General features: G+C 72.8%; 13 protein-coding genes. 8 read left to right on the forward strand and 5 right to left on the reverse strand.

What is annotated here, in order from left to right; all coding sequences use genetic code 11:
- The first annotated feature begins 79 nt into the window (after positions 1-79).
- Entirely contained in the window at positions 80-1,042 is a 963-nt protein-coding gene (locus ABZW17_RS25535; protein ID WP_354819027.1) for an MBL fold metallo-hydrolase, read from the forward strand.
- A 148-nt stretch (positions 1,043-1,190) separates the two neighbouring features.
- On the opposite strand, the gene ABZW17_RS25540 is transcribed toward ABZW17_RS25535, so the two are convergent.
- On the reverse strand, positions 1,191-1,376 hold the full coding sequence (locus ABZW17_RS25540; protein WP_354819030.1) for a DUF5302 domain-containing protein: 186 nt from the start codon (positions 1,374-1,376) through the stop codon (positions 1,191-1,193).
- Between the two features lie 91 nt (positions 1,377-1,467).
- Positions 1,468-2,424, reverse strand: a complete 957-nt coding sequence (locus tag ABZW17_RS25545; RefSeq protein WP_354819033.1) for a winged helix-turn-helix transcriptional regulator — start codon at positions 2,422-2,424, stop codon at positions 1,468-1,470.
- Between the two features lie 125 nt (positions 2,425-2,549).
- Between ABZW17_RS25545 and ABZW17_RS25550 the strand changes: the two genes are divergently transcribed.
- From ABZW17_RS25550 to ABZW17_RS25570, 5 genes are read left to right on the forward strand one after another with little or no spacing between them, the layout of a single operon-like run.
- The gene (locus ABZW17_RS25550; RefSeq protein WP_354819036.1) at positions 2,550-4,025 is read left to right on the forward strand and encodes a carotenoid oxygenase family protein; all 1,476 of its coding nucleotides are present in this window, start codon (positions 2,550-2,552) and stop codon (positions 4,023-4,025) included.
- Positions 4,022-5,710: a class I adenylate-forming enzyme family protein gene (locus ABZW17_RS25555; RefSeq protein ID WP_354819039.1), complete on the forward strand. Its 1,689-nt coding sequence runs from the start codon at positions 4,022-4,024 to the stop codon at positions 5,708-5,710. Before ABZW17_RS25550 ends, ABZW17_RS25555 begins: the two co-directional genes overlap by 4 nt.
- A gap of 4 nt (positions 5,711-5,714) precedes the next feature.
- Entirely contained in the window at positions 5,715-6,902 is a 1,188-nt protein-coding gene (locus ABZW17_RS25560; protein ID WP_354819042.1) for an acetyl-CoA acetyltransferase, read from the forward strand.
- Positions 6,899-7,888: an LLM class F420-dependent oxidoreductase gene (locus ABZW17_RS25565; RefSeq protein ID WP_354819045.1), complete on the forward strand. Its 990-nt coding sequence runs from the start codon at positions 6,899-6,901 to the stop codon at positions 7,886-7,888. Before ABZW17_RS25560 ends, ABZW17_RS25565 begins: the two co-directional genes overlap by 4 nt.
- A complete protein-coding gene (locus ABZW17_RS25570; protein ID WP_354819048.1) occupies positions 7,885-8,403 on the forward strand; it encodes a pyridoxamine 5'-phosphate oxidase family protein in 519 nt (172 codons plus the stop codon). The genes ABZW17_RS25565 and ABZW17_RS25570 overlap by 4 nt, the downstream gene beginning before the upstream one ends.
- Here ABZW17_RS25570 and ABZW17_RS25575 read toward each other — a convergent pair.
- Positions 8,393-9,238 (reverse strand): SGNH/GDSL hydrolase family protein, encoded by an 846-nt coding sequence (locus ABZW17_RS25575; protein ID WP_354819191.1) that lies wholly within the window; start codon positions 9,236-9,238, stop codon positions 8,393-8,395. The genes ABZW17_RS25570 and ABZW17_RS25575 overlap by 11 nt on opposite strands.
- 111 nt (positions 9,239-9,349) lie before the next feature.
- Here ABZW17_RS25575 and ABZW17_RS25580 point away from each other — a divergent pair, with 111 nt between their 5' ends.
- A complete protein-coding gene (locus ABZW17_RS25580; protein WP_354819051.1) occupies positions 9,350-10,573 on the forward strand; it encodes a helix-turn-helix domain-containing protein in 1,224 nt (407 codons plus the stop codon).
- Between the two features lie 100 nt (positions 10,574-10,673).
- Here ABZW17_RS25580 and ABZW17_RS25585 read toward each other — a convergent pair whose 3' ends face one another.
- On the reverse strand, positions 10,674-11,111 hold the full coding sequence (locus ABZW17_RS25585) for a hypothetical protein (RefSeq protein ID WP_354819054.1): 438 nt from the start codon (positions 11,109-11,111) through the stop codon (positions 10,674-10,676).
- Positions 11,112-11,185: 74 nt separating this feature from the next.
- On the reverse strand, positions 11,186-12,055 hold the full coding sequence (locus ABZW17_RS25590; RefSeq protein WP_354819057.1) for an alpha/beta hydrolase: 870 nt from the start codon (positions 12,053-12,055) through the stop codon (positions 11,186-11,188).
- A 67-nt stretch (positions 12,056-12,122) separates the two neighbouring features.
- On the opposite strand from ABZW17_RS25590, the gene ABZW17_RS25595 reads away from it, so the two are divergent.
- Entirely contained in the window at positions 12,123-12,854 is a 732-nt protein-coding gene (locus tag ABZW17_RS25595; RefSeq protein ID WP_354819060.1) for a TetR family transcriptional regulator, read from the forward strand.
- Positions 12,855-12,885 lie beyond the last annotated feature (31 nt).

Consider the following 12,885-nt stretch of genomic DNA (forward strand, 5'->3'; position numbering starts at 1 on the left):
GACGATAGCCGTTTGCCTATCGAGTTGTCGTCTTCGTGATCTTGGACAGCGGTTCGTGTCTTGTGGTCGGGTGTCGGCCATGGAGACAGGAATCAGCAGGCGCGGGCTGTTCGGCGCGAGCGCGGCGGCCGCGGCGATCCTCGCGGGCGCACCGGCCGCCGCCCGCGCGGCTTCGGGGACTTCCGGGGCTTCCGGCGCTTCCGGCGCTTCCGGGATGACGTTGCGCTGGTGGGGGAACAACGGCTGGGAGATCCGCATCGGGGCGAAGACGATCCTGATCGACCCGTGGCTGACGAGGTTCAAGACGGGCACGTACACCACGGCGGGCGCGGACCCGCGCACCCCGCTTTCGGTGAACCGCGAGCTGATCGACGGGTACCTGGACCGCGGGTTCCTCCACGCGGACCACATCCTGGTGACGCACGGCCACTACGACCACCTGACGGACGTCCCCTACCTGGCCCGGCGCACGGGCGCGACGGTGATCGGGACCGAGACCCATTTGAGTCTCATGGCGGCCCTGGGTGCCCCGGAGGACCAGCTGGCGATCGCGACGGGCGGGGAGAACCTGACGTTCGACGGGTACTCGATCCGCGTGCTGCGCTCCCTGCATTCGGCAACGGGCACCCGGGCCCAGGTGGCGTTCCCGGGAACGCGCCCACTGTCCCGCCGCGACCGGCCGAGGGTGATTTCGGACCTGCTGGAGGGCGGCACGCTGGCTTACGTGGTGTCGGGCGGCGGAGCGAGCGTGCTGGACTTCGGGGGTTCGAACTACGTGGAGTCGGAGCTGGCGGGGCTGCGGCCGGACGTGGTGCTGCTGCCACCGGGAGGGGCAAAGGTGACGGACTACGTACCGAGGCTGCTGCGCGTGCTGGAAAACCCGAGCCGAGTGGCGGCAACCCACTGGGACGACTTCGACCTACCGCTGGGCCAGGCCCAAGACCCGAACGGCGGCCTGGAGGTCCTACGCAAAGCCGTGGCGGCGGCGAGTCCGGGGAGTGAGTTCGTGGTGCTGGATCACCTGGGGGAGTTCACGCCGTAGCGGGTTGTCCCCAGGGTGGTCGTGATGTGGACGGCAAAGCCGCCCGAAGCTCGTTCGGGCGGCTTTGTCAGTGGGGGGCGATAGACTGGACTCGGGACGCCCCCCAGGGAAGGGCGGGGGCGTTTTCCGGCCCCCTGCCCCTCAACCCTCAGCCGCTCTTGCGGCGGAATGTCCTCTTGTTCGCCGCCGGGCCGTGGGCGTGCTGGTTCTTGCCGCCGCCGTTCTCGTGGGATGCTCCTGATCGGGCGTGGGCCTGCTTGCGCTCCAAGGCCTCGCGGAACTTGCGCTTGACGTCGTCCTCCTCGCCGCTGGGCGACGGGCTCGGTTCACTCATGCTTACCTCCGAAAACGACGAAAACGACGACGTGTGACCGCTCCAGCCTGGCACCACTCGCACCCCTTGGCGAGCCGATTTCCGTCACCCTTCAGCGTTTGGGGGACGGCACCCCGCCGAACTGGACCGACTTGCGGGTCAGGGGGCGGCCGCAGTGGTCGCACAGCAGCATCGGGCGCAGGCGCTCGCCGCACTCCACGTGGTGGAGCGTGATGTCCGGCTCCTGGCCCGCCACCTCGAACCCGCGGGACCACTCCGCGATGAACGCCAGCGCCGGGAAGAACGCCAGCCCCTTCGCCGTCATGCGGTAGTCGCGCGCGTCCGTGCGGGTGGCCGCCGTTCCCGTGCGCAGGACGCCGACCTCGACCAGCTTGCTCAGGCGGGCCGACAGCACGCTCGGCCCGATGCCCAGCTCGCGCTCGAACTCCGAAAAGTGCCGGCAGCCGAGCAGCGCCGAGACCAGCAGGCCGGTCGACCAGCGGTCGCCGAGCAGCTCCATCGTGTCCGGGAAGAACATCAGCGGGTCGCCGGCCAGGGAATCCGCGTCCTTGCGGCGGAAGCGCTTGGACGCCGTCGCCGCCGCGACGCCGGTGCTGTCCAGGCGCGACGCCCGCACGTCCCGCGCGTCGACCCGGCGGCCGCACGCCGCGCAACCCAGCGGCGCTGATGTAGCCAGCTCGCAGTCGAGGTGGATCAGCGTCGGCAGCACCTCGCGGCGCCCCTCGACCCACTCGCGCTCCCACGCCCAGATCGAAATCAGCAACGGCCACAGCTCCAGGCCGCGCTCGGTGAGCCGGTACTCGTGCCGCGTGCGGCGGGCGTCCCGGTACGGCACGCGGGTCAGCATGCCCGCCTCCACCATGTCCCGCAGGCGGCCGGACAACGCGGTCGGCGAGATGCCCAGCCGCAGCCGCAGCTCTTCGTACCGCCGGAAGCGCAGGAACAGGCTCTGCAGGATCAGCAACGTCCACTGGTCGCCGACCAGCTCGAGCGCCCGCCGGAGCGGATCGCCCGCCGGCCGCACGCGCTGGGCAGTCGCCTCGACCACGTCTTCCCCCTCGTTACTCGCCTCCGAAGGGTAGCACCTGACTACACCAAAAGAAGCCTATTGACAGCTGGGTACACAAATCATAGTCTCATTCCCATCAGCCCGCCCAGTCAGGGAGCAGCCCGATGACCAGCACCTCCGAACAGCCGCTGATGGTGGCCCGGACGGCGGACGCGGCGGACGAGGCCAACCCCTACCTGCTCGGCGTGTACGCCCCGGTCGGAGAAGAGATCGACGCCGAAGACCTGCAGGTCATCGGCGAGATCCCGAAGGACCTCAACGGCGTCTACCTGCGCAACGGCCCGAACCCGCGGTTCGCCCCGGAAGGCCGCTACCACTGGTTCGACGGCGACGGCATGATCCACGCCGTCCACCTGGAGAACGGCAGGGCCCGCTACCGCAACCGCTGGGTCCGCACGAAGGCGTTCGAGGCCGAGTCCGCGGCCGGCAAGGCGCTCTGGACCGGCGTCATGGAGAACCCGAAGGACAACCCCTTCGGCAACTCCCACGGCCTCGGGCTCAAGGACAACGCCAACACCGACGTCGTCTTCCACCGCGGCCGCATCCTCGCCACCTGGTACCTGTGCGGCTCGCCGTACGCGGTCGACCCGCTCTCGCTGGAGACCCTCGGCGCCGACGACTTCCTCGGCACGCTGGCCGGCGACATGATGGCCCACCCCAAGGTCGACGAGACCACCGGCGAGCTGTTCTGGTTCGACTACGGCCCGCGCCCGCCGTACCTGCGCTACGGCGTGATCAGCGCGGACGGCCGGGTCGTCCGGACCACCGACATCGAGCTCCCCGGCCCGCGGCTGCCGCACGACATGGCCATCACCGAGCGCTACGCGGTGCTGATGGACCTGCCGCTGGTCCAGGACCTCGCGGCGGCGAAGCAGGGCCGGCACAAGCTGCACTTCGACCGCTCGCTGCCGAGCCGCTTCGGCGTCATGCCACGCTACGGAGACGGTAGCCAGATCCGGTGGTTCGAGGCGAGCCCGTGCTACATCTACCACGTCGTCAACGCCTGGGAAGAGGGCGACGAAGTCGTCCTCGACGTCTGCCGCGTGCAGCGTCCCCAGCCGCGGGCCGACGCGCACACGCCGCTCGCCAAAATGCTCTCCTACCTGCGGCTGGACGCCCAGTTGCACCGCTACCGCTTCGACCTGCGGACCGGCGCGTGCCGCGAAACGCCGCTCGACGACGACAACACCGAGTTCCCGACGGTCGACGCCCGCGGCGTCGGACGGCGTAACCGGTACTCCTACGCGGTGCACATCTCGCCCGAGTCGACGCTGAAGTTCGACGGGCTGGTGCGCCGCGACGATCTTGCCGGCACCAAGACCGAATACCGGTTCGGTCCCGGCCGGTGGGGCAGTGAGGCTCCGTTCGCACCCCGCGAAGGAGCAGCCGCCGGTTCGGCGGACGGTTATCTGGTGACGTTCGTGCAGGACGAGCGTGAGGGACGCTCGGAACTGGACATCTTCGACGCCGCCGATCTCGCTGCCGGACCCGTGGCCAGGGTCCTGTTGCCCCAGCGTGTCCCGCTCGGTTTTCACGCGACCTGGGTCCGGGCGGACCAGCTGGAAAACCTCCGTCCATGAGATGCCATCGAGAGGGTCGCGCCCGGGACTTCCGGGCGCGGGGATGGTGGAGTGCGGAGACGATCGACCGGCTCGTGAAGGAGCGGGTCAGTGCCGACCCGGAGGGTCTCGCGCTGGTCGATCCACCGAACACCACCGCACTGGTCGGACGCGACCCGGTGCGGTGGACCTGGAACCGGCTCGACGAACGCGTCGACGTCCTGGCCGCGTTCCTGCTCGCCAGAGGGGTGCGAGCAGGTGACGTCGTGGCCGTGCAGTTGCCGAACTGCTCGGCCCTGGTGCAGGCGTTCCTCGCGATCGTGCGGATCGGCGCGATCGTCACCCCGTTCCCGGTGTCCTACCGGGAACACGAACTCGGCCCGATGTGCCGGCGCACCGGTGCCGTCGGGGTGGTGACCGCATCCGGATACGGCGGGCGCGAGCTCGCCGGGGCGGCCCTTGGGCTAGGCGCTTCGGCGCCGTCGGTCCGGTTCGTCGTCGCCTGCGGGGACGACGAACCGGCCGGCGCCCTGGCCTGGCCCGAAGCTCCACTGTCCGAAGCGGACAAGTCCACTTTGGACGTACAACTGACCGAAGCCGACGTGAACGACTGCGTCACGATCTGCTGGACGTCCGGCACCGAAGCCGAGCCGAAGGCCGTGCCGCGCTGCCACGGGGACTGGCTGGCGACGGCCGCCGGCTGCGTCCAGGCCGCCGGGATGGCCCGCGAAGACGTCCTGCTTTCGCCGTTCCCGATGACGAACATGGCCGGCATCGGCGGCATGTTCCTGCCGTGGCTGCTGACCGGCGCGGTGTTCGTCCCGCACCACCCGTTCGACCTGCCGGTGTTTCTAGGTCAGCTCGCGGCCGAGCGGGTGACGTACACGCTCGCGCCACCGGCGTTGCTGACCATGTTGCTGCACAACGAAAAGATCCTGTCCGGAGTGGACCTTTCGGCGCTGCGGAAGATCGGGTCCGGTTCGGCACCGCTCTCGCCGTGGCTGGTGCGCACCTGGGCGCAGCGGTACGGCATCGACATCATCAACTTCTTCGGCTCGAACGAGGGCACCGCGCTGCTGTCCGGCCCGGTGGACATCCCGGACCCGGACCAGCGCGCGAGCTACTTCCCGAACTACGCCTCGGACGTCACCTGGTCGACCCCGGTCGCCGGCTGGACGTCGGTGCGGCTGCACGACCCGGTCACCGGCGAACGGGTGACCGGACCCGGGCGCCCCGGCGAGCTGCACATCGCCGGTCCGACGGTGTTCGCCGGCTACTTCGGGGCAACGGGCGAACCCCTCGACACGACGTCGTTCGACGAGGACGGGCACTTCCGCACCGGCGACGTCTTCGAGATCGCCGGGGAGCGCGGGGAGTTCCTCAAGTACGTCGACCGGATGAAGGACCTCGTCATCCGCGGCGGCATGAACATCTCGCCGGCCGAGGTCGAGGGCCTGCTGGCCGGGCACCCGGACGTCGCCGACGTCGGGGTCATCGGCGTGCCCGACGACGTCATGGGGGAGCGGGTCTGCGCGGTCGTCGTGCCGGGCGCGCGCAAGCCGTCGCTCGACGAGCTGGTCGCGTACCTGCGCGAGAAGAAAGTGGCCGCGTTCAAGCTGCCGGAACGGCTCGAGTACGCCGACGCCTTGCTCCGCAACCCGGTGGGGAAGATCCTGAAGCGGCAGCTGCGGGAGAGCCTGGAGTGACGTCATGACGGTGTTCGTGCTCGGCGGGGCGCAAACCGACTTCGCGCGCAACTTCACCAAGGAAGGCCGCGGGATCCTCGAGCTGTTCGCCGAGGTCGTGCCCGCCGCGCTGGCCGACGCCGGCGTGGGCGCGGACGACGTCGAAGTCGCCCACGTCGGCAACCTCGCGGCGGAGCTGTTCACCGGTCAGGCCCAGCTCGGCGGCCTGCTGGTGGCCGCCGTCCCGGAGCTGGACGGCGTGCCGTCGACCCGGCACGAAGCCGCGTGCGCGTCCGGCAGCACCGCCGTGCTCGCGGCCTGCGCGGACATCGAGGCGGGCCGCTACGACGTGGCGCTGGTCATCGGCGTCGAGCTGATGCGCAACGTCGACGGGCAGCGCGCGGCCGAGCACCTGGGGTCCGCCGCCTGGGCCGGGCACGAGGCCGTCGCCGCGAAGTTCCCGTGGCCCGCGCTGTTCGCCGACGTCGCGGCCGCCTACGACGAGCGGTACGGCCTCGACCCGGCCCACCTCGGCCTGTTCGCCGAACACGCCTTCACCCGGGCGACCCTGAACCCGCTGGGGCAGGCCCGCGACTGGCGGTTCCCGCCCGGTGCGTTCGGGCCGGACGACGAGCTCAACCCCGTCATCGAAGGCCGGCTGCGCAAGCAGGACTGCGGCCGGATCACCGACGGCGCCGCGGCGGTCCTGCTGGCCTCGCCCGCGTTCGCCGCTCGGCTCGGCGGCGGCTTCCCGCGCATCGCGGGCTTCGGGCACCGCACCGCGCACATCGGCCTCGCGCCGAAGATCGCGCCCGACGGCGAATACCTGTTCCCGCACCTCCGGGGCGCCGTCACCGACGCCTACCGGCGTGCGGGCGTGCCCGGCTTCGACGCGCTCGACGTCGTCGAACTGCACGACTGCTTCACCATCACCGGCCTGGTCGCACTGGAGCACCTCGGCGCGGCCGCCCCCGGCGAGGGCGGCCGGTTCATCGCCGGTGGCGGCCTCGACGCGGCCGGGATCAACCCGGGCGGCGGCCTCATCGGCCTCGGCCACCCGGTCGGCGCGACCGGTGTCCGGATGCTGCGCGACGCGGCCCGGCAGGTGACCGGGAAGGCGGGCGGGACGCAGGTCGAAGGCGCGCGGACGGCGTTGACGCTCAACGTCGGCGGGTCGTTCACCACGGTGGTCACGATGGTGGTCACCGCATGAGGCTTTCGGTGTCGCTGGGGCTCTGGCAGGACCGGCCGCCGGCGGAGGCGCTGGACACCGCCCGCGCGGCCGACGCCGCGGGCTACCCGGAGCTGTGGATCGGCGAAATGGCGACGTGGGACGCCTTCGCGCTCGGTACCGCGATCGGCGCGGCCACCTCGAAGATCTCCCTGACGTTCGGGCCGCTGGCGGTGACCGTGCGGGACCCGGCGACGATCGCGATGGGCGTCGCGTCGGTGGCGGCGCTGACCGGCCGCGAAACCGGCGTCGCCCTGGGGACCTCCAGTGACGTCGTCGTGCGCGGCTGGCACGGCCGGTCGCGGGACCGGGCGGCGACCGCGCTGGCGGAGTCCGCGGTGGCGGTCCGCCAGCTGCTGGGCGGCGAGAAGTCCACTGTGGACGGATCGGTCGTCGGCTCGCGGGGCTACCGGCTGCGGCTGCCCGCCCCGAAGGCCCCGTTGACCATCGCCGCGTTCGGGCCGCGGGCGCTCGACGTCGCCGCGCGGCACGCCGACCGGATGGTCGTCAACCTCGTCAGCCCGGCGGCCGCGGCGACGCTGGTGCGGGGGCTCCGCGCCGCGGCCGAGCGCGCGGGCACCACCCCGCCGCCGGTGGCCGCGTGGGTGGTCGCCGCGGCCGAGCCGGGTCCGGCCGAGCTCGAACAGCTCCGCCGCGGGGTGGTCGGCTACCTGGCCGCGCCCGGCTACGCGGACATGTTCCGCGCGGAGGGCTTCGGCGACCTCGTGGACTTCGCGCGCGGCCGGCCGCACCCGCGTGAACTGCTGGCCGCGGTGCCCGCCGAGGCCGTCGCCGCCGTCGGCCTGCTCGGGTCCCGCGACGAGATCGCCGCGAAGATCGGGGCCTACGCCGCCGCGGGCGTCGACGAGCTGGCGATCGTCCCGGCCACCGGCGACGGCGACCCCGGTGGGGCGAAAACCCTCGATGCGTGTCGATCCGCGGCCGTTCTGTTCGACACTGGGGTATGACCGAACCGACCGCCACCCGCAACCTCGACCGCACCGGCGCCGCGGCGCTGCCCTGGAGCCGGGCACGCGACCTCCTCGCCACCCAGACCCCGAAGGAGGACCTGACGTTCTTCGTCGGGACCGTCCGGCCCGACGGGCGGCCGCACGCCGCCGGCGTCGGCGCCATCTGGGTGGACGACACGCTGTACTTCGTCAGCGGCCCGGGCACCCGCCGGGCCCGCAACCTGGCCGCGAACCCGGCGTGCAGCGTGTCGGTGCGCTTGAAGGGCCTCGACGTCACCATGGAAGGCGAGGCCCACCGGACCGCCGACGCGGCCACCCTCGAGCGGGTGGCCGCCGTCTACCGCGAGGGCGGCTGGCCCGCGACCGTGCTGGACGAGGGGTTCACCGCCCCGTTCATGGCCGCGAGCGCCGGGCCGGCGCCCTGGCACCTGTACCGGCTCACGCTGCACCGGGCCGTCGGCGTCGCCTGCGCCGAGCCCTACGGCGCCACCGCCTGGGACTTCACCCGCTGATCGCCGCGGCCACCAGGCCGCCGATCGCGTTCATCCCGTCCGCGTTCGGGTGCAGCGGCGCGGCGACCGACGTCGGGATCACGCTCTCGAACCACTTCACGCCGGGCGGCTTGCACACGTCGTGCCCGATCGAGGCCGTCCGGACGTCGACGTACTGCGCGCCGTGCGCGGCGGCCTGGCGGGCCAGGGCGGCGTTGGTCCGGTCGACGCTGCCCTGGATGTAGTTCGCGTCGCGCGGAGTCAGCGGCGCGATCGGCCAGCACCCGTTGTGCGGCAGGTAGGTGCCGTAGCCGGCCACGTGGACGGCCGCGTTCGGCGCTTTCGCGTGGATGGCGTCCAGCAGCGCGCCCCAGACCGGCTCGAACGCGGCGATCTTCTCGGCCAGCTGGTCGTGGCCGCCCGCGGTGTAGCGGTCGACGCAGTCGGGGTTGATGCCGGGCAGCAGGTTGATGCAGCTCGTCGCCGCGCCGACCAGGCCGACGTCGTTGCCGCCGATCGTCACGGTCACCGTGCGGGTCCGGTCGCTCAGCGCGTCCAGCTGCGGCGGCACCGCGCCGGTCGACGTCTGCTGCGGCGCGGTCATGTCCGCCGTCGTCGCGCCGGAGCACGTGACGTCGGTCAGCGGCGCGCCCAGCTCCTTCGCGGCGACGTGCGGGTAGTTCGCCAGGGACCGGAGGCAGCCGGGGGAGGAGAGGTCCGGGGGCAGGATCAGCGGCCCGGCCGCCGCCGAATCCCCCAGTGCCACGTACTCCCCGGCGGTGCCCGCCGCCGCCGGGACTGCCGTCGCGCCCGCCAGCGCGGTGACCATGATCGCAATGCACGCCGTCGTTCTCATGCGCACGCCGTCCTCCTTGACGTTGTGCCGATGGCTGGTCTCCGTGACACCATCGGCACGGTGCGTGGCCGGGTTGACTGGGAATCCGGGCAGAGAACGGGGGGATCGGTTGTGACGGAGCACAAGCCCGGCGGCGAGCTGACCCTGGGCGGCCAGCGCGTGCACGAGCGGCTCACCCGGGAGGAACCGGAGCTGATCGCCCGGGTGCTCCGGCGCATCCAGGAGGAGGTCACGGACTACCGGCGGCTGCCGGTGGAGGAGCTGACCGGCGACATCGCGGGGATCACCCGGCAGGCGGTGCGGGCGTTCGCGCGGAGCCTGCGGGAGGACCGCGAGCTCAACGAGGCCGAGCTGCGGGAGGTCGGCGCGTCCGCGGTCCGCCGGGCGGAAGAGGGCTTTCCGCTGGAGGCCGTGCTGACCGCGTACCACGTCGGCGCGCGGGAGATCTTCGCCGTCGGCTCGGGTGCGTCGGGGAGCGCGGACGTCGCCGACCTGCTCGACGTCGCCGACCGGGTGCTGGCGTTCGTCGGCACCGTCACCGGCGCGGTCACCCGTGGCTACCTCGAGGAGCTGCGCACGAAGGTCGGGCAGGAGCACACCGCGCGCCGGACGCTGCTTTCGGTGCTCGTCGACGGCGGCCCGGTCGACGTCGTCGCCCGCAGCGCCGGGATCACGCTGCCGGCGCGGTACCTCGTGCTCAGCGTCGAGCTCGGGCCGCACGCCGACGAGGAGTCGCTGGACGTGGACGCCGAGATCGCCGTCCGCCGCAAGCTCCGCCGGTTCCTCGCGGCGTTCGAGCACGCGTGCGGCGACGGCGTGCTCGCGTCCCTGGACGGGCCGGGCGGGCTGGTCCTGCTGCCGCTGGCCGGCCGCCTGCCGGACTGGCACGCGGTGCTGGACGCGGCCGGGCGCGCGGCGGGCGTGACGGTGCTCGCGGCGGCCGGCACGGCGGCGCCGTCCGAGGTCCGGGAGGTGGCCGCGCAGACCGGCGAGGTGCTGGACGTGCTGCGGTGGTTCGGCCGGCCGCCGGGGCTGTACCGCCTCGACGACGTCCTGGTCGAGTACCAGCTGACCCGCCCGGGCGCGGCCCGCGACCGCCTCGCGGCCGCGCTGGAGCCGCTGGCCGCGCACCCGGAGCTCGTCGAGACCCTGGAGACGTATCTGGCCCTGGACACGAACCGCCGCCGCACGGCGGCCCGCCTGCACGTCCACCCCAACACGGTGGACTACCGCCTGCGCCGCGTCCGCGACCTGACCGGCATCGACCCCCTCCACCCCACCGGCCTGGCCCGCCTCACCGCGGCCTCCGCCGCCCGCCGCGCCACCCACCCCTGACGACCCGACCCCTCAGGTACGCGAGTCGACCCTCTGGGTACGCGAGTCGACTCTCTGGGTACGCAAACCGACCCTCTGGGTACGCAAACCGGCCTCCCGGTCACGGGGCCCGGAGCACCCGGCCGGCGAACTCGCGCACCCGGACGGTCGGCCGGCGCACCCGGAGGGTCGGTTTGCGTACCTGGAGGGTCGGTTCGCGTACCTGGAGGGTCGGTTCGCGTGTCCGGCGGGTCGACACGGTGTGGGCGAGGGTGCCGGTGAGGAGGGCGGTGGCCAGGACCACCGCGGCGAGGCCGGACGCGTGGTCGAAGCGGAGCTCGCCGAAGCGGTTGAGCACGAAGCCCGTGTGCAGGGCCCAGGCGACCACCGCGACACCCGTGGCCGAAGCGGGGGAACCCCGGTGGGCGAAGGTCAGGACGACTGCGGCCAGGGTGACCAGCGCGTACCAGGGATGGGCCGTCGCCCCGGCCAGGTCCGCGGCGATCACCGCGGCGACCGCCGCCACGCAGCCGAACGGGAATCCGAAGCCCTGTGTCATGCCTCCAGTGCAGTCCCGGGGCCGGGTACGCGCGTGAGCCAGGACACGTTCCCTACGCCGTGACCCCGGGATCTTTACGCCCTGTTGACAACGCCCTCGATCGCGTCCGCCAGCGACGGCCAGACCGCGCGCGGCAGGTTGTGGCCCATGCCCGGGATCACCACCAGTTCCGCACCCGGGATGGCCTCCGCCGTCGCCTTGCCGCCGCTGACGTCGATCAGCGGGTCCGCGTCGCCGTGGACGACCAGCGCCGGCAGCCGCACCGAACGCAGACCGGCCGTGCGGTCACCCGAGGCCACCACCGCCGCCGCGTGGCGGAGCGTGCCGACCGGGTGGCGGGCGCGGTCGTAGTGCAGCGCCGCCTTGGCCAGCAGGAACGCCTCGTCGTCCGGGTAGCCGGGCGAGCCCAGCTTCCGGTAGCCCTCGACGCTGTCGGCCAGCGCCTGCTCGCGCGTCGACGCCGGCGGCCGCGCCAGCAGCGCCAGCGCCCACGGCTCGGCCTGCCCGACCGCCGGGTCGCCGGTGGTCGACATGATCGACGTGACCGAAAGCAGCCGGTCCGGGTGGTCGATGGCCAGCTGCTGCACGATCATCCCGCCCATCGACGCCCCCACGACGTGGGCGCGGCCGATGCCGAGCGCGTCGAGCAGCCCGACGGCGTCGTCGGCCAGGTCCGACAGCGTGTACGGCGCGGTCGCCAGGTCGCCGGCCGCCAGCGCGGCCAGGTCCGGCGGCGGCAGGTGGTCGAGCCACGTCGAGAGCCCGACGTCCCGGTTGTCGTACCGCACGACGAAGAACCCGCGGCCGGCGAGCAGCTCGCAGAACCCCTCCTCCCAGGTGATCATCTGGGCGCCGAGGCCCATCACCAGGACCAGCGGCGGAGCCGCCGGATCGCCGAAGGTGTCGTACTCGAGCTCGAGACCGTTGGCCTGTGCGCGTGCCATACCCCGATCCTGCCGTACCCGTGCGGAGCTGGCACCGGGCCGGGCGGTGCCGTTACCGTTACCCCCCATGCCGACCTCATCCTCGGGCACGGGCCAGCGCCCCCGGTCGCGGGCCGCGGCGGGACTGCCGGCGCTCACCGCCGACCGCATCGTCAGCGCCGCCACCGACCTGACCGGCCAGCGCGGCCTCGACAACTGGACGCTGCGGGAGCTCGCCCGCGCCGTCGAGGCCTACCCGGCGGTGATCTACCACCACGTCGGCGACCGGGACGCGGTGGTGAACGCCGTCGTCGACCGGGTGGTCGGGCTGCTCGAACTGCCGGACGAGGGACTGCCCTGGCAGGAGTGGTTCACCGAACTGCTGGCCAACCTGCGCGCGGTGCTGCGCGGCTACCCGGGCTGCGCGCGGCGGCTGGCGCTGTTCGGGCCGTCCGTCGAGGCGGCCACGCGGTCCATCGACGCGGGCATCGGCGTGCTGCTGGCCGCCGGGTTCGGCCGCGAGAGCGTGCTGGCCTACAACCTGCTGCTGATGACCGCCTGCCAGTTCGTCGCGATGGAGGACGACCGCGACGGCGCGCTCGCCCTGCGGATCGACAACACCGAGGAGTACGCGACCTACCGCGAGCGGGCCGACCTGCCCGGGATGGCCGAGCTGGGCGCGGCGATGCACGACCTGATGGGCGACCCCGACCTCGCTTCGGGCTATTACGCGCAGCTCTACGACTACGCCGTCCAGCGGTGCCTCGACGGGCTCGCCCACCGGCTGGCGGAACTGCACGATTCGGACACTGCCGGTTGACAGCGACTTGACAGTGCGGGGGCGTACCGTG

Origin of the sequence: Amycolatopsis sp. NPDC004625, assembly GCF_040609695.1 — a bacterium.
Lineage (GTDB): Bacteria > Actinomycetota > Actinomycetes > Mycobacteriales > Pseudonocardiaceae > Amycolatopsis.